General features: G+C 41.6%; 21 protein-coding genes. 5 read left to right on the forward strand and 16 right to left on the reverse strand.

Annotated features, from left to right (window positions below; all coding sequences use genetic code 11):
• Positions 1 to 174: 174 nt before the first annotated feature.
• The 4 genes from JMF81_RS10040 to JMF81_RS10055 form a co-directional block, all read right to left on the reverse strand.
• Positions 175 to 2,004, reverse strand: a complete 1,830-nt coding sequence (locus tag JMF81_RS10040; protein ID WP_201311321.1) for an ABC transporter ATP-binding protein — start codon at positions 2,002 to 2,004, stop codon at positions 175 to 177.
• Entirely contained in the window at positions 1,997 to 4,186 is a 2,190-nt protein-coding gene (locus tag JMF81_RS10045) for an ABC transporter ATP-binding protein (protein ID WP_201311322.1), read from the reverse strand. Before JMF81_RS10045 ends, JMF81_RS10040 begins: the two co-directional genes overlap by 8 nt.
• Complete coding sequence (locus JMF81_RS10050; protein WP_201311323.1) at positions 4,179 to 4,649, reverse strand: MarR family winged helix-turn-helix transcriptional regulator; 471 nt, start codon at positions 4,647 to 4,649, stop codon at positions 4,179 to 4,181. Before JMF81_RS10050 ends, JMF81_RS10045 begins: the two co-directional genes overlap by 8 nt.
• A gap of 201 nt (positions 4,650 to 4,850) precedes the next feature.
• Complete coding sequence (locus tag JMF81_RS10055) at positions 4,851 to 5,357, reverse strand: SEC-C metal-binding domain-containing protein (RefSeq protein WP_201311324.1); 507 nt, start codon at positions 5,355 to 5,357, stop codon at positions 4,851 to 4,853.
• Positions 5,358 to 5,737: 380 nt separating this feature from the next.
• Here JMF81_RS10055 and JMF81_RS10060 point away from each other — a divergent pair, with 380 nt between their 5' ends.
• Positions 5,738 to 5,950, forward strand: a complete 213-nt coding sequence (locus JMF81_RS10060; RefSeq protein WP_201311325.1) for a hypothetical protein — start codon at positions 5,738 to 5,740, stop codon at positions 5,948 to 5,950.
• Here the strand turns inward: JMF81_RS10060 and JMF81_RS10065 are convergent.
• On the reverse strand, positions 5,947 to 7,272 hold the full coding sequence (locus JMF81_RS10065; RefSeq protein WP_201311326.1) for an AAA family ATPase: 1,326 nt from the start codon (positions 7,270 to 7,272) through the stop codon (positions 5,947 to 5,949). The genes JMF81_RS10060 and JMF81_RS10065 overlap by 4 nt on opposite strands.
• A gap of 147 nt (positions 7,273 to 7,419) precedes the next feature.
• On the opposite strand from JMF81_RS10065, the gene JMF81_RS10070 reads away from it, so the two are divergent.
• Positions 7,420 to 8,037 (forward strand): hypothetical protein, encoded by a 618-nt coding sequence (locus tag JMF81_RS10070; RefSeq protein ID WP_201311327.1) that lies wholly within the window; start codon positions 7,420 to 7,422, stop codon positions 8,035 to 8,037.
• 72 nt (positions 8,038 to 8,109) lie between these two features.
• Here JMF81_RS10070 and spoIIID read toward each other — a convergent pair whose 3' ends face one another.
• The gene (gene spoIIID, locus JMF81_RS10075) at positions 8,110 to 8,364 is read right to left on the reverse strand and encodes a sporulation transcriptional regulator SpoIIID (protein ID WP_201311328.1); all 255 of its coding nucleotides are present in this window, start codon (positions 8,362 to 8,364) and stop codon (positions 8,110 to 8,112) included.
• Between the two features lie 223 nt (positions 8,365 to 8,587).
• On the reverse strand, positions 8,588 to 9,514 hold the full coding sequence (locus tag JMF81_RS10080) for a hypothetical protein (RefSeq protein ID WP_201311329.1): 927 nt from the start codon (positions 9,512 to 9,514) through the stop codon (positions 8,588 to 8,590).
• Positions 9,515 to 9,837: 323 nt separating this feature from the next.
• Between JMF81_RS10080 and JMF81_RS10085 the strand changes: the two genes are divergently transcribed.
• Positions 9,838 to 10,764: a hypothetical protein gene (locus JMF81_RS10085; protein ID WP_201311330.1), complete on the forward strand. Its 927-nt coding sequence runs from the start codon at positions 9,838 to 9,840 to the stop codon at positions 10,762 to 10,764.
• 264 nt (positions 10,765 to 11,028) lie between these two features.
• On the opposite strand, the gene JMF81_RS10090 is transcribed toward JMF81_RS10085, so the two are convergent.
• The 7 genes from JMF81_RS10090 to JMF81_RS10120 form a co-directional block, all read right to left on the reverse strand.
• Entirely contained in the window at positions 11,029 to 11,814 is a 786-nt protein-coding gene (locus tag JMF81_RS10090) for a hypothetical protein (RefSeq protein WP_201311331.1), read from the reverse strand.
• A 13-nt stretch (positions 11,815 to 11,827) separates the two neighbouring features.
• Positions 11,828 to 12,922: a helix-turn-helix transcriptional regulator gene (locus tag JMF81_RS10095; RefSeq protein WP_201311332.1), complete on the reverse strand. Its 1,095-nt coding sequence runs from the start codon at positions 12,920 to 12,922 to the stop codon at positions 11,828 to 11,830.
• Between the two features lie 164 nt (positions 12,923 to 13,086).
• Positions 13,087 to 13,980 (reverse strand): Fic family protein, encoded by an 894-nt coding sequence (locus tag JMF81_RS10100; RefSeq protein ID WP_201311333.1) that lies wholly within the window; start codon positions 13,978 to 13,980, stop codon positions 13,087 to 13,089.
• A gap of 41 nt (positions 13,981 to 14,021) precedes the next feature.
• A complete protein-coding gene (locus JMF81_RS10105; RefSeq protein WP_201311334.1) occupies positions 14,022 to 15,188 on the reverse strand; it encodes a plasmid pRiA4b ORF-3 family protein in 1,167 nt (388 codons plus the stop codon).
• Positions 15,189 to 15,202: 14 nt separating this feature from the next.
• Positions 15,203 to 16,522, reverse strand: a complete 1,320-nt coding sequence (locus JMF81_RS10110; protein WP_201311335.1) for a DUF1186 domain-containing protein — start codon at positions 16,520 to 16,522, stop codon at positions 15,203 to 15,205.
• Positions 16,523 to 16,807: 285 nt separating this feature from the next.
• Positions 16,808 to 17,761: a TIGR03943 family putative permease subunit gene (locus JMF81_RS10115; protein WP_201311336.1), complete on the reverse strand. Its 954-nt coding sequence runs from the start codon at positions 17,759 to 17,761 to the stop codon at positions 16,808 to 16,810.
• Positions 17,762 to 17,773: 12 nt separating this feature from the next.
• Complete coding sequence (locus tag JMF81_RS10120; protein ID WP_201311337.1) at positions 17,774 to 18,874, reverse strand: CobW family GTP-binding protein; 1,101 nt, start codon at positions 18,872 to 18,874, stop codon at positions 17,774 to 17,776.
• Between the two features lie 127 nt (positions 18,875 to 19,001).
• Here JMF81_RS10120 and JMF81_RS10125 point away from each other — a divergent pair, with 127 nt between their 5' ends.
• On the forward strand, positions 19,002 to 20,093 hold the full coding sequence (locus JMF81_RS10125; RefSeq protein WP_201311338.1) for an iron-containing alcohol dehydrogenase family protein: 1,092 nt from the start codon (positions 19,002 to 19,004) through the stop codon (positions 20,091 to 20,093).
• A 45-nt stretch (positions 20,094 to 20,138) separates the two neighbouring features.
• On the opposite strand, the gene JMF81_RS10130 is transcribed toward JMF81_RS10125, so the two are convergent.
• Together JMF81_RS10130 and JMF81_RS10135 are read right to left on the reverse strand one after the other, a co-directional pair.
• Positions 20,139 to 21,137: a hypothetical protein gene (locus tag JMF81_RS10130; protein ID WP_201311339.1), complete on the reverse strand. Its 999-nt coding sequence runs from the start codon at positions 21,135 to 21,137 to the stop codon at positions 20,139 to 20,141.
• 1 nt (position 21,138) lies between these two features.
• On the reverse strand, positions 21,139 to 21,594 hold the full coding sequence (locus JMF81_RS10135; RefSeq protein ID WP_201311340.1) for a PaaI family thioesterase: 456 nt from the start codon (positions 21,592 to 21,594) through the stop codon (positions 21,139 to 21,141).
• Between the two features lie 114 nt (positions 21,595 to 21,708).
• Between JMF81_RS10135 and JMF81_RS10140 the strand changes: the two genes are divergently transcribed.
• The gene (locus tag JMF81_RS10140; protein ID WP_201311341.1) at positions 21,709 to 22,134 is read left to right on the forward strand and encodes an RNA helicase; all 426 of its coding nucleotides are present in this window, start codon (positions 21,709 to 21,711) and stop codon (positions 22,132 to 22,134) included.
• Positions 22,135 to 22,159: the final 25 nt, after the last annotated feature.

A 22,159-nucleotide genomic window follows, 5' to 3' on the forward strand; every position in this document is an offset into this window, starting at 1 on the left:
CTGCCTTCGCCTTGTGCGCAGTTGTTTGCATCTTTACAGACTCAGAATCCCTAAAAGGGATTCTTCGTTGAATGCGCCTCTCTGCCCGCTGCACAAAGCCTGATAAATCGGCTTTCTGCTCCGTGGGCAGAGTCTTGAAAACTTCGTTTTCAAGTTGAAATTACCCTGCAATTTCTAGGCGCTCTCAAACTGGCTGTTGTAGAGGTCGGCGTAGAAGCCGCCTTTGGCCAATAGCTCTTCGTGATTTCCTTGTTCTACAATGTCTCCGTGGTTCATGACCAGGATGACGTCTGCGTCTTTGATGGTTGATAATCTGTGGGCGATGACAAAGCTTGTTCTGCCTTCCATCAGGTTATCCATGGCCATCTGAATCCTTTCTTCTGTTCTTGTGTCAACGGAGCTGGTTGCTTCGTCCAGAATCAGAATTTTAGGATCGGCCAGGATTGCTCTTGCGATTGTCAGAAGCTGTTTTTGTCCCTGAGAAACGTTGTTGCTTTCTTCATTTATTACCATATCATATCCGCCTGGCTGTGTCACGATAAAATGATGGGCGAATGCTGCTCTTGCCGCTCCCTGGATTTCTTCTTCTGTGGCGTCTAATTTTCCATACCGGATATTATCCCTGATGGATGCGTTATACAGCCATGTATCCTGCAGCACCATGCCGAACATCTGGCGCATATCACTTCGGATAAATTCTCTGATATCGTGTCCGTCAATCTTAATGGATCCCGCATTTACATCATAAAAGCGCATCAGCAGCTTGATCAGGGTTGTTTTTCCTGCTCCTGTCGGTCCTACGATCGCAACTTTCTGTCCTTCTTTTACATTCACAGAAAAATCTTGAATGATCGTCTGATCTGGATTATATCCAAAACGCACATGTTCAAAACTTACATTTCCTCTTAATGTCTCAACCGGCACAACATCTTCTTTGACTTCCTCTTCTTCTTCCTCCTCAAGGAACTCAAATACTCTCTCTGCAGATGCTGCTGTTGTCTGCATCATGTTTCCTACCTGCGCAAGCTGTGTGATTGGCTGGTTAAAACTTCGTACATACTGGATAAATGACTGGATCTGACCTACTTCGATCGTATTTTTAATTACAAGGAATCCTCCCAGAATGGCTACCAGCACATAACCCAGGTTTCCGACAAACTGCATCAAAGGCATCATGGCGCCGGAGAAAAACTGGGATTTCCAGGCAGACTGATATAATCTGCCATTTACTTCTTCAAAATCTTTAATCACACTTTCTTCTTTATTAAACGCTTTTACAATATTGTGTCCGCTGTAGATTTCCTCTACCTGTCCGTTTAATTCTCCCAGATTTGCCTGCTGCGCTTTAAAGTAAGGCTGGGATTTTCCCATGATCACGCCGATCATACCCATGGATAACGGAAGTGTTAACAGTACAACCACTGTCATCGGGATATTGATCCGGATCATCATGATCAGTACTCCGATGATCTGCGTTGCAGAAGTGATGATCTGTGTCATACTCTGATTCAGGCTCTGACCCAGAGTATCAATATCGTTGGTCACACGGGACAGAACTTCACCATAAGTTCTGCTTTCAAAATATTTCATCGGCATACGGTGAATTTTTTCTGAGATATCTTTCCTCATCTGATATGTGATATTGTTGGATACATGCGTCATGATCAATCCCTGTATAAAGGAAAATGCCGCACTTACAACATACAATCCCATCAGCATCATTAAAATATTCATGACTTTGTCAAAATCAATTCCGCCGGTTCCCGTGACTTTCCTCATCAGTCCATTAAAGATTTCTGTTGTAGCATCTCCTAAAATTGTCGGGCCGACAATATTAAAAATTGTACTTGCCACTGCAAATAAAATAACAAACACAATCGGGACATAATAACGCCGGATATATTTGATCAGCTTTTTCATGGTGCCTTTCAGATCTTTTGCCTTTTCTCCGGCCATTCCTGCGCCTGGTCCGTGTCCCATCGGTCCTCTTCTCCTGTTACTCATGTGCGGACACCTCCCTTGCTTTCTTTAAATCATCTTCAGACAGCTGGGATTTCGCGATCTGCTGATATACCGGACATGTCTGAAGCAGTTCCTCGTGGGTACCTTTGCCTACAATATTTCCTTCATCCAGCACGATGATCTGATCTGCATGAAGAATCGTACTGATCCGCTGTGCCACGATCAGCGTTGTGCTTCCTTTTGTTTCTTTCTGAAGCGCGCTTCGCAGTGTCACATCCGTCTTGTAATCCAAAGCAGAAAAACTATCATCAAAGATATAGATTTCCGGATCTTTGGCAATTGCTCTTGCGATTGACAGTCTCTGTTTCTGACCGCCGGATACGTTAGAGCCGCCCTGGGCAATCGGTGACTGATACTTCTCTTCTTTTTCCTCAATAAAGTCTGCCGCCTGGGCGATTCTGGCTGCCCGTCTGACTTCCTCTTCTGTCGCGTCTTCTTTTCCGTATTTTAAGTTTGATTCAATGGTTCCGGAAAACAGTACACCTTTTTGAGGTACATAACCAATCTTTTCACAAAGATCCGCATGTCTTACCTCACGGATATCCTGTCCATCCACCAGAATGCTTCCTCTTGTGACATCAAAGAATCTCGGAATCAGATTGATCAAAGTCGATTTTCCGCTTCCGGTGCTTCCGATAAATGCCGTTGTCTTGCCTGCCGGCGCTACGAAACTGATATTATGCAGCACAGCCTCGTCTGCATCCGGATAACAGAAGTATACTTCTTTGAATTCTACTTCTCCTTTTTTCTCTGGAAGGAATTCTTTTGGTTCTTCCGGATCTTTGATCATAATATCTGTATCCAGTACTTCATTGACACGCTCTGCAGCAACCTGCGCACGCGGCATCATAATAGAAACCATGGAAATAAACAGGAATGCCATGATAATCTGCATTGCATACTGAATAAATGCCATCAGATCTCCTACCTGCATTTTTCCTGCATCGATATTTCCTGCTCCGGCATAGACGATCAACACTGTCATTCCATTCATAACCAGCATCATAACAGGCATCATAAATGTCATTGCCCGGTTAACAAACAGATTTGTCTTCATCAGATTTCTGTTCGCCTCATCAAATCTCTCTTCCTCATGTTTCTCCGTGCTGAATGCCCGAATGACAGACAGCCCTGTCAGAATTTCCCGGGTTACCAGGTTCAGCCGGTCAATCAGTTTCTGCAGGATCTTAAACTTCGGCATGGCTACTTTAAATAAAATAAAAATCACAAGCATGATTGCCACAACGCCCAGCGCGATGGTCCATGTCATCGTTGCATTGGTACTCAGAACCTTTACGATACCCCCGATTCCAAGAAGCGGCGCGTATACTACAATACGGAACATCATTGTCACAAACAGCTGAATCTGCTGAATGTCATTCGTGCTTCTTGTGATCAGAGATGCCGTAGAAAACCGGTCAAACTCAGAATTCGTAAAATCCATTACCTTCTTGAAAATCTTATCTCTCAGAACACGGCTCAGTCTTGCCGCCAGTCTCGCAGATGTCAGAGTAACCAAAACAGCCGCTGCCATGGATAAAAAGGCGATTCCGATCATCAGTCCTCCTGTTTTCAGCAGATATCCTGTCTGAATTGCATCCAGATCCATTCCAACTGCTTTGTATTCTGCCTCTACAAAAGAAATGGCAGCCTGACTGATAATACTGTCCGGCATCTTATCCACGTTCATGTTTTCCATCTGCTTCATCATCTGCCGCTGATCTTTGCTCAGCTGAGCGGCAGCCTGAGGATTTGCCTCAATCTGTTTTGCCATCTGAGCTGAAAGCATGATCATTGCTTTTGACATTGACTGATCCAGATCTTTCCTTTCTTCGGAAGAAATGTCTTTTCTTACGTATAGACGGCCGTCTTTATATGTGTCATATTCAGAATCTGCCACCTTGTCTTTACTGTAAAGTTCATATGCATCTTTCATTTCTTCTGCGTCATCTTTCTTCATTACCGCAGAAAGTCCCTGAAATGTCTGCTCACGCATTACTTCCGGTACTGCATCTTCAATGCCGCCCTGCTGAATTCCCACATTGACAATGTTCGATGTGTAGGTTGGCAGAGACAGTTCACACAGTGCCTGCATGATCAGCAGCGCAACGATGCAGATAACCGGAAGATAAGCTTTTTTCAAATAGCGAAATAATTTAAGCATCGTTTCCTTCCTTATCCTTTCTCAATTCTGATTGTTTCATTTGCTCATCCAGGCAGTCACAGAATTTCTGAAGCAGCCTGCAAAGTTCTTCTTTTTCCTCTTCTGAAAAGTTATCCATGATAACATCTCTAAATTCAGAAAACTTCTTTTTCATTTTGCCGCATACTGTTCTTCCTTCTGCTGTGAAATAAATCAGGCTCCTGCGCTGGTCATTGGGATCATGTTCTTTTCTGATATACCCGTTTTTTTCAAGCCTTCCAATCATAACATTCAGTGTGGACGGCTTAATATCCAGTCTTTTCGCCAGCTCCCTCTGACTCAGTCCTTCTTCCTTCCAGAGGAGGGCCAGAAGGGGCATCTGTCCCGGATGAAGATTTTCTTTCTTCAATATCGAAAATCCATAAAGGAAATTTTTATGGCTTACCTTTGCCATTAAATGATAAATACCTCCTCTGCTGTACATTCTGACTCCTTTCTTTTTCAATCCCCTGTTTATAATTGATTAGTCGACTAATCATTAGGTGACTAACCAAAATATTATCACACTGTATACACAAAATCAATATGAAGTTCTATTTTTCCTGCGCAACACAGAAAAAGAGATATACATCAGATTCCTGTGTATATCTCTTTTATATTTTATATCTTATTATATCTTATGATCTTATGCGTTTCTTCCGCAGCACTTCTTATATTTCTTGCCGCTTCCGCAAGGACAAGGATCGTTGCGTCCGATTTTCTTTCCTTTTACTACAGTGCCGGAATTTCTGGACTCTTTGTACAATTCTTTTCTTCTTTCCTCTGTCAAGATATCGTCCCAAGCATCTAAAGTATACAGCCATTCCGCACGGCATCCTACCATGTTGTAGTATAATTTTTCATAGTCGATATCTAAGGATACCTGTGTATTCTCGTCCATCTCCTCAATCGGATTCGGCTCTTTTAAACTGTCGTTGATTCCGTCCAGGAATCCGACCATAGTCTGAAGATCTGTCTCATATTTGTCTGCCAGCTCTTTTACGGTTCCTGTCACGACAACATCTCTGTCTGCCAGCAGTTTCTCATAAATTCCTTTTTCAATATTGAAATATGTAAGCCAGAACTGCTGTCCTTCTTTTGTTCTGTCGTCAAATTTATAAGCGTAATCACGCCATTCCTGTAATAATCCCATTTTTTTCCATCCTTTTCTTCTACTATAAAACATGTTATTACCTCTGCTACTATAACAAATTCCGTGCAACTTTTCAATATCTATCATGATCTGGGAAAAAATTTTTGAAAAGAATGTATAAACTTATGCTGCCGGGACATAATAGTACTATCCAATCGATGATTGGATGCGAAATACTTATCCTCCCCTATTAAGTATAGGACAGGGGAAAACTCCTGTTTCAGCCGTTTTTCCCTGTCCCTACATACCATCACCCTGTCCTGAGAAGAAATTCCCTGGAGGATTCTTTTTAAAACGCAGGTAGCCAGATAAAAAAAAATATGCTAGGATTAGTTTGAACCAGACCAATCCTGGCATATTTTTTAGAAAGGATTATTGATATGTTTTCAACGATCAAAAGAATCTTAGCCCTGCTGATCGTACTGTCTCTTCTGGCAGTTGCCGGGCTGACTCTATTTTTTGCCGTTACCGGCAGCGAATATTTCTGGGGCATGCTTGTCCTGATGTTTTTTTACCCGGTTTTTCTATGGGCCATGGCCCTGGTCCATAAATGGGCAAAAAAATCAAAAGAGGAGAATCAGAACCGCTCTTAATCTTCCCGGTTCCGGATATGCTCTAGATATGCTTTGATTTTCTTTTCATAGCCGTTATCTGACGGCTCATAAAATGTCGTGCCCATCAGTTCCTCTGGAAGATACTGCTGTTTTACATAATGTTCCGGGTAATCATGGGCATATTTATATCCGATTCCATGTCCCAGTTTCTGCGCCCCTTTATAGTGGGCGTCTTTTAAATGATTCGGCACTTCTCCGATCTTACGGCTGCGCACAGCTTTCAGAGCATCATCGATCGCCATGCAGGCAGAATTGCTCTTTGGCGCACATGCCACATAAGATGCAGCCTGAGCCAGAATGATCCTCGCTTCCGGAAGTCCGATCCGCTCCACCGCCTGAGAAGCCGCAACGGCTACCTGAATGGCCTGCGGATCTGCATTTCCCACGTCCTCCGAAGCGCATATCATGATACGCCTGGCAATAAACGTTACACTTTCTCCGGCATCGATCATACGGGCCAGATAATAAACTGCCGCATCCGGATCTGAACCTCTCATACTCTTTATAAACGCGGATATCACATCATAATGATTATCCCCGTCTTTATCATAGCGGACGACCCGCCTCTGAATGCATTCCTGGGCAACTTCCAGACTGAGTACAATCTCTCCATTTTTATCCGGCTCTGTGGTCAGAATGCCGAGTTCTACCGCATTTAACGCGCTTCTTGCGTCTCCTTCCGCCATATCCGCAAGAAAATCCATGGCTTCTTCCGTAATCTTCGCATGATAAACGCCCATGCCCTTTTCTTCATCATAAACTGCCCTGCGGATCAATTCCTTGATATCATCCTTATCCAGCGAATACAGCTGGAACACATTGGAACGGGAGATCAGAGCCTGATTGACCTCAAAATACGGATTCTCCGTTGTGGCTCCGATCAGGATCACCGTCCCGTCTTCCACAAACGGAAGCAGATAATCCTGCTGCGCCTTATTAAACCGGTGGATCTCATCGATAAATAAGATGGTCTTTTTCTGATACATTCCCAGTGCTTCTTTTGCATTGCGCACGGCTTCCTGCATTTCTTTTTTGCCGGATGTCGTCGCGTTCATCTGCACAAAATTTGCCTTTGTGGTATTGGCGATCACTTTTGCCAGGGTCGTCTTCCCCGTACCCGGCGGCCCATAGAAAATGATCGAACTTAATTTATCTGCCTTAATGGCCCGGTAAAGGAGTTTATCCTTTCCGATAATATGAGACTGTCCCACCACTTCATCCAAAGTTGTCGGACGCATTCTCCCTGCCAGAGGCGCCTCTTTTTCTTTGTTCATTTCTCTTGCATAGTCAAATAAATCCATCGTTTTCCTCCAAAAATTATCTTAGCACAGCGTCTCTGCAAAATCCACGAATTCTTAAGAGTTTTTTTATAAATAGGACATGAATTTATCATATTACTCTGCTATAATGATATACAGTAAATAACAAAGCACCATACTGGAGTTATTATGGGTAAAATATTAGTTGAAAAGATTTCTTACACGGAAGTAACGAAGAATATCAGCCAGGCTGAGTACAACCGGACACAGGAAGAATATCTTTTGTCCCGGTCTCCGGAGAAGTACATGATCAGTCTTCCGATCCGGGTCCTGATGTTTCAGGGCGTTGAAGAACACCCTCTGTTTACATATTATTTTTTCGAAGAGAACAGAGAAGATCTTTTCTTAATTCAGCGGCAGCGGAAAAACGGAGTCGTGAATAAGACCAAATATTCTCTCACGATGGATCAGGGCCGTAAGATCCTCCATGGGGACTACCAGTTCCTCCTGGACAGCGATGAGCCTGCATTCAACTCGCTTTACTTCCAATTTACAGTAAACCGGCTGCGGCCGACCTATAAGAAAGAATGCATCCGCAAAATCTTTCATCAGAATCGTTTTCTGGACGAGATTGTCGATATTTCGATTGTGCGGACTCCGTACGCGGGAGAAGATTTCTTCGATGAAGAACCCGCAAAGCTGAAGACGATCAATTCAAACAATCTTCGCCGCAACACAAGACAATATCTGACTCTTTCAGAACCGATGAAAAACCTTCTGAGTTTTGAAAACTCATTACTTGAATAATTACAATGGCAGGTACTTCCTTTTGGAGGTGCCTGTTTTTTGCATCATGTGCTCTGTTCTCCTGTCCGGTCTTCATCCATGCTGATGAAGATATTTTTCTCTCGTGGCAAATCCCCCTCTGATGTGACGTTCCTGTTTGTTCACATTCAGCACCTTCCTTGCCTCCCCTGCCAGAGCCGGATTGATCTTAAGGAGGCGTTCCGTCACATCCTTATGTACCGTGGATTTGGACACCCCGAAAATCTTCGCCGTCTGGCGCACCGTTGCCTTGTGCTCGATGATATAATACGCTATTTCTACCGCCCTCTCCTCAATATAATCTTTCATAAAAAGACCTCTGCATAATTTGTTTTTTACAATCTATGCAGAGGATTTTTATAGTATGTCTCTTAGAAATAAACTAACGTCTGCAGATATATTCTCCCTATGTGACTCCATAATACATATAAACCAAATATTGATTTTCGTGCATCTCTTTCACCTTATTTTTATCTTATTCATCTTTCGGTTTCCGAAACGGTTCCTGAAGCCATACCCCTCAGATTAAAATTTATCTTTTCAATCCCGTCAGTCCAGCTGTATCATCTTCACTACGATACTCAATCTCAACTCTGTTCTTCACAGGAGCCTTTGATTCTTTCTCTGTCTTATGATCAAACGATATAATAATCCATGTCTGGATCAGCTTTTCAAGATCCAGTTTACCTTTCATAAAGCTGCTGACAGCTTTCAGAAATCTTTCCAGTCCTAACAGTCTTCCTCTGTAGTATTCCAATTCAATGTAATTCTTGATCTCATCATGTGAAAAATTTCCAGTGGGGCTGTTGTCATCCACAGCATAAATAAAACACTTTCTTTCCTTTGTCTTTTTATCTTCTAATATAGAATCAACGACAACCAGCTGGTGCTTTTTTCGGGAAATAAGATCCGGATAAGACAACTCAGCGTAGACAATATCGCCGGTCTCAAATGGGACAGGAATATTAAAATGTATCCTTTCAAAAGAAGACATTATTTGTGAGCGTCTAAATTCTAGAGATTCTAGATGCTCCCAAGAATTCTTTGTAAAATCAGGAACAAAGGCAAGGATTTCCAATCTTTCATTCATAGAAACCTTGACCCTGGAATGTGATGTTAGCGTCTGCCTTCGAACAATGATTTCAGTAGTCACTTTATTTCCAACTCTATCGGCCCAATAAATATCTTCCTGAATTTCCTTTTTACATTCCGATAAACTCGAAAAGGCATTATCAAAATTTTCTCCTGTTTGATAACATCCAGGCAGAGCTGCTCTATCGTCAAACAAACCTGTTCTAAGTCCCGTTACGATTGTAAATTTATAAAAATATACTCCGTCCTCTTTCTTATTGAATTCATCGAGAAGCTCTTGCTGCAGATTCATATATTGTCTTAAAAATTCATGAACACTTTCAATTCCATTCTGTTTCATACTGTCAGGCAATGGATAATCTGGCATGGTATCGATAATCTCCTGCCAGGCGTCAAGTCTTTCAATCAGAGTCGCATCCGGACACTGCCAGATAATATAAGCCGTCTCCAGCGAAGAAAATGTATAATTGATTTTTTTCAGATGTTCCCGAACTGATTTTGATTGGATAAAACGATAAATATTCATAAGTAATGACCTCCTTCTTTTTTTCACTAACTTGGGAAAATCCCCTTTGTTTTTCTTGTTGAAGTAAATATAGCAAGAGCAGTGAGTCAAAATAGGTCCACGGTGGATGGTATCCTAATCCCTGTAAAAAGAAATTCTAAAGCAAAAAGAAAGGGGAAACATCCATGATAGATTTTATAAAATTTGTCAATTCTGATACTGTTCGTAATCATTTACAACAAATTCGGTATCAACCAACAGCTCTGGAAGCCGCCTGGCTTACCTGGCAGTGTGAAACGATCAGTATAGAAGAAAAATACACTGCCTGGCAAGAGATCATAGAAACTCTCCCTGACTGTCCGACCGGCAGCCTAACAATGGGACTAAAAGCGAAGTACAGAGACAGCACACATACTTTCCTGCAGGCATACATTGCACAGCAGGAAGAACTGGTCAGTACATTTTATCAAACGAATGAGCCCGCGGTTTATTATGCAAAATACCAGATTCTTCCGAAAGGAGAACGCTTCTGGCGAGAATACCGCAGCATCGAAAGAAGTTTTCCTTCTCTGGAGACATGTCTGCAGGCTGTCCCAAAAGATGAAGGAAAACTATTTCATATAACGATTTACAAAGAGAACCTCAACGGGGATTTTCTGACAGCCGCCAGATTCCTCCCGGATCACAGGCTTGCATTTGTGGATGCGCGTCCAGGTTCCATGTGTGCTGTTAATATGGGAAAAGACAAATGGGTCCTGTACACCGGCGTGCTTTATTTCCCAGGGACAACTTCTATTTCTATCCAGAAGAATTTTCCCTTACCCTTTCACTCCGGAGATTTTCTTTACAATCCAAATATGCCAGAAGGAAGGTTCTGTGGTGGAATCTTTGTCACCGCAGAGACAGAACTTCATGACACATATGGATTTTTTCTGCGTGATGATAAGCCAGACACTATAGTGCCTCTTGTCCCAAATCTGTTGGACTGCGAATATTATCCGGTGGATGCTCTGCCTGAGTCGTATCGGATTTTACCTCTGCTTATCAACTTCTTAAAAATAAAATATGATGCCTGGTATTACTGGTCAAATTATACAGATTCCATTGATTGAATAACATGACCCTTTGCTTCCCTCTCCTGCTGTGCCTGAGGATGATGAAACAGATTTCGGCAAAATGGCCCTTTTATTTCTGTAGAATTTACAAAAGTTCCAACAGGAATGCGTCTTGAAGAATTTATTGATTTAATGGTAAATAACAAAGAATAGAAAAAAGTCCGTTATCAGCCTGAAAGCTGATTGCGGACTTTTTTCAAAAATAGCGAAGTTGTTCTATATGCAATAATTCTCCGTTAATACTATAATATCTTTCAAATATTATAAATTTATTCCAAAAGGCCATTCCGTTAATTCCCATAAAAATGCATTTGGATATACCTTTTTATCTTTCACGAACTTTTCTATTTCCCTCTGACAAGACATATAATTTTTTTCATAATCAACAAATTTACTCCAAGATTTTTCTTTATATTTATCTTTTCCCAAAAAGGCCATTAATACATAACTATCAATTGGAACATGAAAATATGGAACAAGATAATCTAAATCATTCCATCCCTCACATTTATAATAAATATAAATATATTTTATCATCATGTTAACTAATTTTTGAGCTTGACCGTAAGTAAATACTTTACAAGTTATATTTTCATCTATATGTCCCAAAAGTTTTGAAATCTTTACTGTACTTTTCATTTTATCTTTTGCTTCTAAACCTTCAACGTCACAATCGATGTCTACAATTTTTTTACATAATTTCTTGTGCCACTCGTCAAAATCAAATTTCGAATTAATAGAAAAAAGTTCTGTTAATGAATAATTCTCTTCTTTTATGAACGAGCTCTTTATATAGTTTTTTATTGCAACTTTAACATTTTCTCTATTGCTGGCAGCCCGTTTACTATCACCTTCTATGTAATCTTTATACTCCACTCTATCTTTATGATATGCAACTGTATGTGTTGCCATATCCTTATATGCCATATTAAAGGCACGATCAAAAATTTTCTTTTTTCTTGAATCCTTATCCTCGTTATACTCGTAATAAATACCAGTCAAAAAATTCAATATTTTCTTAGGTACTTCTATTTGTTTCTCCATCATTACTATCCTCCATCTACTGATACACTTCCACTGCTCTTTTCAACTTTTCTCTCAGTCTCTCCCTCATACTCTCCGGCTTTAACACTTCTACATCTGGCGCAAAATTTTTCGCAAACTGCAGCATTGACCGCTCGTTTGTCTTTGTCGTGACCGTCACGTGTGTCTCATCTTCATTCGAAAATATCACATCCTTCCCAAACATATCGATTACATCCGTAATCATGGGCTTTACGATCCGGAATGTTACATGAACAGTCTCACTGGAATACATATATACATGTTCTTTCATGTATTCTGCAAGATCCAGATTCTGATGACCGGACCACTTTAATTCCCGAAAAAACTTTCCCTTCTCATCCAGGATTTTTATATTCCGTATGCGGTCAATCCGGTAATTGGAAACATCATCATATTTGTCATAATTACAGATCAGATAATATTTTCCCTCCTTTGCCGCTATCTGATAAGGTGTGATAATATATTCTCTGACACTTCCATCTTCCCTCTTTTTTGAATGAAGTTTTTTATCGGTTAGATATTCCACATATTCAAATGATACTTTGCGATTCTTATTGATTGCCTCATCCAGTACATCAATATTATAAAAGAGTTGTTTATTGTCTGTTTTGTCCTCCGGAAGCGTAGCGATATATCTGACTCTGGATTTAAAATAAATATTTGAAAGACCCTCAAGTTTCTCTATCAACTCTTTACACTGGCTGTAAGGAATATGTTTGGAAAAAAGGAGCCCGTCAATGAGCAGTCTCAGCTCCCCATCTGTAAATTCCCTTTTCAGGTAAAAATCCGACCATAATTCATTTTCCTTCATAATCGGTTTTCCTGTCTTACTGTCTCTGAGGATTTCGCCGGTCTGTTTATCTCTCACCGGTATATTTCTGATTGTCTCACTGTATTCGATATCATAGCCACAGTCCATTAGATTCAGCAGATTCCGGCGGATTGCTTTCCGATCCGCTTTCATGTCATATTCATTTTTCAAAATATCCGCTATCTTCTTCTGACTCAGTCGATGATCTTCGTCAGTATATTTGCGCAAAACATCCAGGATATTCAGGATTAAGAGTTTTTTAGGCTGTTTTGTATACATAATTATTCTTCAACACCTTTGTTATATTTATAAAAAATATTTGCTGCATTTTCAATGTTCATAATTCATGTGTCATGTTTCCTTTTATTTTGCTTTTTCTACAGGATAAGTCATTATATGGGACAAAATAGCCCCATATTCTAATCTTTAATTCCCGCTGGATCCTAGAGGTACGGAATCCTGAAATAATCCAGATATGCCTTGTAACGATCCTGTGCTGTCAGGCAGGTATCCCTCAGATATCCCTTCTCGTGATTCCATTCTCTCAAACCACGATAGTAGAACATTTTTAAATCATCTTCAATAATAAATGGAACAATATTATATTTCAGACATTCTTTCAGCATGATCAGCCTTCCCACGCGTGCGTTTCCGTCCTGAAACGGATGAATCCGCTCAAACTTCACATGGAAATCCAGAATATCTTCCAATGTCTTCTTTTCCTTTTTATTATATAATGTCAGCAGCAACTTTATCTTTTGAGGAACTTCTTCTGGCAGTGCGGTTTCCATGCCGCCCACTTCATTCGGCATCTTTTTATAATCTCCCACCACAAACCAGTCTTTTCTGGAATCGCTGGTTCCTGTCTTTAAAATCAGATGGAGTTCTTTTATCAGCTTTTCTGATAATACAGATTTTGCCTGATCAATTACGAGATCCACGCATCGGAAATGATTCACTGTCTCCAGTACATCATCAACATTCACTGCTTCATTTTCTATTCCAACGGTATTCGTTTCAAAAATATACCGGGTCTGTTCGTGCGTCAGCCGGCTTCCTTCCATATGATTGGAATTATACGTCAGTTCAATCTGTGTCTTATGATAAATACCGCCCGAATACTGGTCTGCCTTCTCTTCTGTTAATCTGTCCAGAAGCATATTCGCTGTTTCTTTTTTCTTATTGCTTCGTTCTGGTTTTTTCGCATCTTCAGGAATCTTCCATGTCTTTCCGGAAAGAAAGGCTCCCGGAATCCGTTCCTGTGCACAATAATTTCTGACACTTCGCTCTGACAGATTCCATTTTTCTGCCGTTTCACTGACCGAAAGATACCGCATACTTTACTTTCACCTCTTTTCCACAATTTCCATCTTGTATATCAGTAATAATACCTCAGACTTCGGTTGATTTCTTCCATCGTCCTCTTTTTTGCTCTTGTTTTTTCTGACCATTCAGCCATGAATTCATATTCCGGAGATTCGGAGTCAGAAATAATGCTCAGATATCTTTCGAATCCAGCCGGTCTTCCTACATCTTCCGGCGGTCTTTCACCTTCACTTTCCAGCAGAAACGGGAAGCGGTTCTGGCTGTCCTTTATTATTTTTTCCAACAGGATCTCATGCTCCCATTCATCTCCAAAATCATATGTATAAAGACATCGTTCGGCATCCCCGAAAATTTCCCGCAGACTTGTCCGGTTTTCATATCTCACTTCATATTTATCCGGCTCCAGATAATCCTCTGCTTCCGGATTTTCCCCGTCGACAATTCTTATTTTTATCGGCTGTGTATATAATAGAGTATGTTTCTTCGGTACATACGTCTCATCAGGTACAGTAAACTCATGAAGGTGATAATCAAACCAGCCGAAGATTTCCTGTATTACCCGATGCAGATGTCTGAATGTGCATCGGGACGGAATGAGAATGCGGCGCCAGATATCATGTCCGTCAAGCATAAGTTTAATTTTTAACTGATAATTTTCAATCTGAAGCATCTGTTCCCAGTTCTCTTCCGGCATTCCTTTCATCAGGCAAAGCCCTCGGAATAGTCTTTCCGAAGGATAATCATATTCTCCCCCAAATTTTACAAGATAACGTCCGAGTGTCAGACTGATTCGTTTCTGTATCACGGATCCTTCATCCACAAGGTCAATATAATAGTATCTCACTGTCTCGCACGTCTTATTCAGGTTTGCCACAAGACTTCTCCCCGCCGTTTTTGAGTATACCGCATTGCCGCAATTCTGAAAATATTCCTCTATAACACTCTCCGGCACTCCTTCTTCCCGGAATGCTGCCCGGATTCCTTCTTTCACCCGCTTTTCCAGCTGTGCAATATCCTTTGCTTTTGGGCGATACAAAACAATCGGGTATTTCGTCAGATTATTCATACATACGATTGCTTTCTTTCGGTTGATCGTAATATAATTCACATGCCATGAATAGAATCCATCCGCCCCGTCATCACAGTCAGCCGCCGGAAGCATTTCAATTTTTTTCCTGTCCATTTTATCAAGCATCTTTTTTGTACATTGAAGATACATCTCTTTCCACCGCCTTACTTCTTCATTGTTTTTGTCCAGCTTTTAACCTCTTTATATGCGGCCTGATCTTCTGCGTCTTTCAGTAATTTCAAAAGTCTGTCAAGCCATTCCTCATTCCGATAATGAATACTGTGTTTTTTGTCAAAATCTTCGAGCGATGTTATGTTTTCCCTGGCTGCCATTTCAACTGCCTTCTGGTATGCCAGATACAGATATTCTTTCGTGCGTCGGTTTTCTTTTCGCTCATCCCGGTTCCAGATCAACCCCGGGCGATGCATCAGGCCAAGATACAGGATTTTATCTGTCTCAATACTTTCCCTGTCATAATAATCATCCAGATATACTCTTCCCGGTTTCCTCTCACCGACTGTAACCGGATACCGCTCCAGCCATCTGCTTCGTTCTTCAGGCGTTTCAATTTCATCAATAGGCTCTTTCGGCTTATTCATACAGCATAATTTATACTTCTTCCCGCTTCCACATGGACAGGGCTCATTTCTTCCGATTTTCTTTTTTCGTATTGGAGGATTCAAGGTCCTCTCCATTTTCATTAACATTTTTTCAAAGTCTGCATCACTCATATCCGGATCCCTCATATCACTGTCAGTAAACATCGCCCATGACCTGAGATATTCAGCGGCATCCATTGATTTCGCACAAAACCTTTCTCCTTTCTCTCTGTATTCAAACATAAGATCTACACAGGAATCATAAGCTCCCAGATACCCTTCATCCATTAAATCATGGTCAAACATATAGCGGATTTCCGGAAGCATATCGACAAAATGACATCTGCAAATCAAATCTGCTATGCTGTTATAGATATGGTCATATCCTTGTGCCTCATGAATTTTCTGTGAAAGAAAACTTTTCCAGTCTGACTCTGGAATCTCACCATCCAGATATAACTGGCCCATCACTTCCAGCACATCTGCCCGGACATACTCATCGACTGTTTTATCGGCAATCATCTGTTTTAACCGATTCATGTCTCCATCATATGTGTTATACAGAATATCAGACAATCCTGATGTAACAGTATCTCCGATCAGATAGTCGACAGTCTCCGGAGGGAGAGACACAAGTTCCGTAATCTTTTGAAATGCTTCTTTGTCCTGAAACTGCCCCAGCAGAAACAGTGCGTAAAAATGTAGCTGATAATCACTATCCAGCTTTGCTTTTTCCCGTACTGCTTTTTCCAACGCTTCCCTCAGATACAGTTTCGTCTCTTCTTCATTCTCTGTTATCACCCGGAATGCCTCTTCAGGGAAGTCTTGACTTCTGTATGTAATCTTTACAATCGCTTTCTCTGTTTCATTTCCTGTTGTAATCATAACTAAACTTCTCCTTTTATTTCAGCCGTCTGTTCCTTTATCAATTTCCAGATATTTTCTATTCTCGAACTCCATTTTATAAAAACAGCCGGTCTCCTGACCGGCATTATTTCCTCTGTACTTTATTATAACTTTTTTCCATAATTGCTTCAACATAATTACAATAATTCACGTATTGAAAATCACCTGTTCGTGTAAGCATGGCAGTCACCTTCCAGGCGTATTGCGCAAAAACCTCTGCGTCATCTATTTTTATTTAACGCAGAGGTTTCCATCATATATTATTTAGAAATAAACTAACGTCTGTTTCGGCGGTTCTGCCTTTTCAATCCTGGTTGCCGTTAAAACCGGCATGGTTTTGTCATAAGCTTCGTTATACTTTGAATGGATCTGTGCCGTTACCGTCACCCATTCTTTGTTGATGATCCGCTTCAGGGTCTTTGACTTGGTTTTATGCAGTCTGCAGAGATATCCGATAAAGGTAATATCGTCTTCACAGCAGGTCATCGCCCTTCGTCCCGGTATGATAACGCCGGACGGCATCTTCGGACTTCTCTGGACCTCACCCTTGAATTCCACCGTCTTTCCTTCATAAACCTGCGGCCGCTCCATGGCGTCAATATACCAGATTCCGTAATCTTCGTCTGCTACTTTAATGACTTCATCCTGTATATTATATGGAAGAATCTCTTCCATCTCCATTTCTCTGCCATCGGCTCTTTCAAAACCGACCTGGGCTCTCGGATTTACCGCTTTGATGCTTCTGCGGTAGCTTCCCACATTGGTATTATCGTCACAGCGGTTGAAAATTACCAGATCCGCCATCTTAAACATTTCCACAAAGATGGATTTCATGTTTTTCAGATACATATCCGCGGTGGAAGCGTCCACTGTTACGATGGTCTGATAAACTTCCAGATCGGATTCATCTATCACATCCATCAGTCCTTCAATCTGATACATTCCGTTGTATTCAATCATGACTCTGTCCGGATAATAGTTCTTCTGGCAGGAAATGATAAAGTCTTTGGTCAGGTCTTCGATGCTGTCCAGCTGGATCACAAAGGAATTGGTCTTTTCCAGCATTTCTTTATCATATTCCTCTTCCCCTTCCTCAAAGCTCAGGATCATGGTTTTTTCCCCGTCATTAAAATAATCCTGGCTCAGGGTATCTTTGATCAGAGTCGTTTTTCCGCTTTCCAGGAATCCCCAGAACAAATATGCCGGTAATTCATACATGCGTCTGTCCTCCTATGCCTGCTTTTTAAATAACTCTTCTAATTTATCTTCATCTAATTTGGATCCGATCACGCAGATTCTTCCTGTATAGTCAGCGCTTCCTTCACGGATTTCATATTCTTCCGGAACAAGGTCAAACTGAACCCAGCCGCCTTCTGTCATCGGAAGGATTCCTTTCGCACGGAGAATGATGCCGTATTCTTCACTGTCTGACAGTGTTTTTAAGATGCTTTCCAGATTATCTTTGCCGTATTTGGCCGGTGTTTCTTTTCCCCAGCTGGTAAATACTTCATCTGCGTGGTGATGGTGATGATGTCCGTGATCATGATGATGGTGGTCGTGTTCATGGTCATGGTGATGCTCATGATCGTGGTGGTGATCGTGTTCATGATCATGATGATGTTCATGATCGTGGTGGTGATGCTCATGATCATGATGATGTTCATGGTCGTGATCGTGATGATGTCCGCATACCGGGCACACATCCTCCTCTTCCAGCAGTTCTTTTACCAGAGTATTTCCTTCCTCCATGACTTTCAGCATCTGCTCTCCGGTCAGATCATCCCACGGGGTTGTAATGATGGCTGCTTTTTCGTTATGTTCTCTTAACAGTGCCGTGCACTGATCTAATTTCTCCTCGGAAATGCTGTCGGTTCTGCTTAAGATAATCGTTCCGGCATGTTCCACCTGATTGTTGTAGAACTCTCCGAAGTTCTTCATATACATTTTGCATTTCTTTGCATCTGCCACCGTTGTGAAGCTGTTTAACTGGAGGTCAGCGTCTTCTGCCGCGTTCTGTACGGCACGGATGACATCGGATAATTTTCCTACGCCGGACGGTTCGATGATAATTCTGTCAGGCGCATACTCTTTGGAAACCTTTCGAAGAGCCTCCCCGAAGTCTCCCACCAGAGAGCAGCAGATACATCCGGAATTCATTTCCGTCACTTCGATTCCGGCGTCTTTTAAAAATCCACCGTCAATTCCGATCTCTCCAAATTCATTTTCAATCAGAACAACCTGCTCCCCGCTCAATGCTTCTTTTAATAATTTCTGGATCAGCGTCGTCTTTCCTGCGCCTAAAAATCCTGAAATAATATCTATTTTTGCCATGTCATCGTTCCTTCTTTCATAATTATTCTTATACAAAGCTATTTTACTACTTACAAAAAATTTGTCAAAAGATTCTTCGTGTCTTATAATAGTTCTGATATTAATTATCAGTTATAAGGAGGAAGTTATGGAACACTCAAGGTATTTTTATCCAAACTATTCCATTGGCACAGACGCTTACGCGGATGTTCCCCAGGTGTGCCGCAAATATGGAACCAAAGCTGTTATTATCGGCGGAACCCGTGCACTGAAAGCTGCCGCAGACCGAATTAAGGACGCAGTAAAAGGCAGCGAGATAGAAATTACAGGAGTTTTTGAATACGGAGGAGAGGCAAGCCGTGAAAATATGGACATGCTGAACTCCCATCCGGAAGTCCGCGAGGCAGATATGATTTTTGCCTGCGGCGGCGGAAAAGCAATCGACACCTGCAAAGTGCTTGCTCAGGAAAGTTCCCGTCCGTTCTTTACATTCCCAACCATTGCTTCTACCTGTGCTTCCTGCACATCCCTGGGCATTATCTATCATCCGGACGGATCTTTAAGGGAGTATTCTTTCCAGGAAAAACCGGCAGAATGGATTTTCATCAATACCCAGGTCATTGCGGAAGCTCCGGAAAAATATCTGTGGGCCGGAATCGGCGACACCATGGCTAAATTCTACGAATGCACCATCAGCGCCAGAGGAGACGTTCTGGATCATGCTACTTCCATGGGTGTGCAGATCAGCCATCTTTGTGCCGAACCTCTGGTAAAATACGGCGTAGAAGCTCTGGAAGAATGCAGAAACAACAAAGCAGGCAATGCTTTAAGAGAAATCGTGCTTGGCATCATCGTCTCTACCGGTTTTGTTTCCAACTTAGTCGGCATTGACTTAAACACCGGTCTTGCTCACGCATGCTACAATGGATTTACCGTATGCAGATCTACAGAAGAACACGGACATCTCCACGGTGAGATCGTTGCTTACTGTATCCTGATCCTGCTGCTTGTAGATCATCAGGAAAAAGAATTTGAAAGAATTTTTGAATTTTCCAGAAAAATGGGATTCCCGACACGTCTGTCCCACATCCATGCCTCTCTTGATGATATGGATGCAGTAATTAAGAAAGCATTAGACGGCATTGACGTAAGAAAATGGCCATATGAGGTAACACCGGATATGATCCTCAACGCAGTGAAAAAGATTGAAGCTTACAACGATGAAAAAGGCATAAAATAGATCTTATTTCATGTGATAACAGAAAGGAGCACCTTAGCTTTTTTGCTAAAATGCTCCTTTTTCCATTTCCAGCGGTGTGTGTCCGTACAGTGTGTACAGCCGCAGATTCATCCAGAGTTCTACCAGTTCCCCTGCGAATTCATCTGCCTGTTCTTCATTGATAAACGCCACATCTTCTCTTTTTAAAAGCTCAAACACATCTTCCGGATCCGCCCCGATCTTTAACATACCTGCCACCAGTTCGGTGACTCCCATGGCAGTCTGAACGGAAAACCGCATATATTCCATCAGGTACATGCCAAAAATCATCAGCGGATCTTCAATTCCGTGAGACAGATCATATACTTCTTCCTTTGTCGGAATATATGGATCATAAGATTTTCGGACTTTTAATATACTGTCCGCCAGCCCCTCTTCATGCAGCAAAATCCCTTCTACCAGCATATCGTCCGTATATGTGATTGCCCTGCTCCGCTTCAGGGACGGCAGAAAGATATCAAACAGCATCTCTTCCGGAGCCATATCTTTCTTCTCATAGGCATTATACAGCCTGGTGATCTCTCTTAAGGACGCCAGACCATAAAGCGCGGTCAGTCCGCAGCAGTAATTATACGCTGTATTATACTCTTTGTGTGCCTGCTGAAACTCCGGCGTATTCAGTCTTCGATAAGCTGATTTTACTTCTTCCGGAATCATTAATTTTCCCTGATCATTCTGCAGGATATATCCGCCCCGGCAAAAATACCGCATCAGCTGTTTCAGTTCCGAATCATCTTCTTCCATGTCCTGGTCATCTTCCATCATCTGTTCAAACAGATCGGTCTCTTCATCGGAAGCACACAGAAAAAAATCCCACATATACTGATGACTCAAAATACAGTCTATGATCACTGCAATCTGCTTTGATTTTCTGAATTTATACAATCCCGCGATCTCATGGATCTGGGCGATTTTTTTTAATTCTTCCAGTGTCATTTTCTCATAGAGTTCTTCCATGCTTTCCTGCCACACATCAGGGAAATAAATTACATTATCTTTCATCATCCTAATCCTCTACATATTTTTTAAATGGTCTTGGGGTCATAAATGTGCCCGTGGCGCTTCCCGCCAGTTCATCTTCCACATATGCTTTTCCCATAAAATTCATCAGTGTTTTTCCAACGGAAACCGCTTCCGCGCGGATGACGACCTGAGCTCCTACAGGAATTCCTTTCAGAAAATTCACGGAAAGCTGCGCTGTGGGAGCAATATCATAATCCCCCAGCCCTGCTGTCAGAGTTCCGAAAGCAATATCAAACATACCGACCAGAGAACCTCCAAACATGATCCCAAAGCCATTTTTATGAAATTCCGTGGCTTCAAATACCATGGAAAGACTCTTTTTATCATAGTCATAATCGATAATACGGCCCTGCAGCTCATGGAAAATACTGTGTTCACCGCTTTGCTTCAGGTCTTTCATCCTTTTTTCCATGTGTGCTTCAAAAGTTTCTCTGCTCATGATTTCCTCCAAATTTGATTTCTAGTCTGGTGGGTTTATTTTAACATATTTCCTTTTTTCTGTATAGAACGAAGCAAAAAAGGACATTTTAAGAAAAAAGGAGTTGTGTATTGTATGGATAATGAACAGTTACTAAACCGCATGCAGCAAAACATTCAGATGGTTCTGGAGACAATTCCGGAAATCCAGAAAAATGCTTCTGACCATGGGCTGAAATCAGATCTTGCATCTCAGGAATCTCTTTACCGGGATTTTCTTTCCAGGATCCGAAAAACCATGGATGACAACGGTTATGAAATTGACAGCGTCAATGAATTTCTGAAACTGTATTCCGAATGGATGACCAAAATAAAAGCTATGACCGATAACTCGGCCAGTCATCTGGCGGAACTTTGTATCGAGGGATACACTATGGGAATGGTCAAAGCCCTTCAGGACCGGCATCAGTTTTCCAATGCTGCCCGTGAAAGTCTCGCTCTTGCCTTAGAGCTTGCAGACCAGCATCAGAAAAGCATTGAATGCCTGAAACAATATTTATGAACGATCAGATTTTTTTATGGAGGTG

The sequence above is a fragment of the Anaerostipes butyraticus genome, from assembly GCF_016586355.1.
In the GTDB taxonomy this organism is placed as follows: domain Bacteria; phylum Bacillota; class Clostridia; order Lachnospirales; family Lachnospiraceae; genus Anaerostipes; species Anaerostipes butyraticus.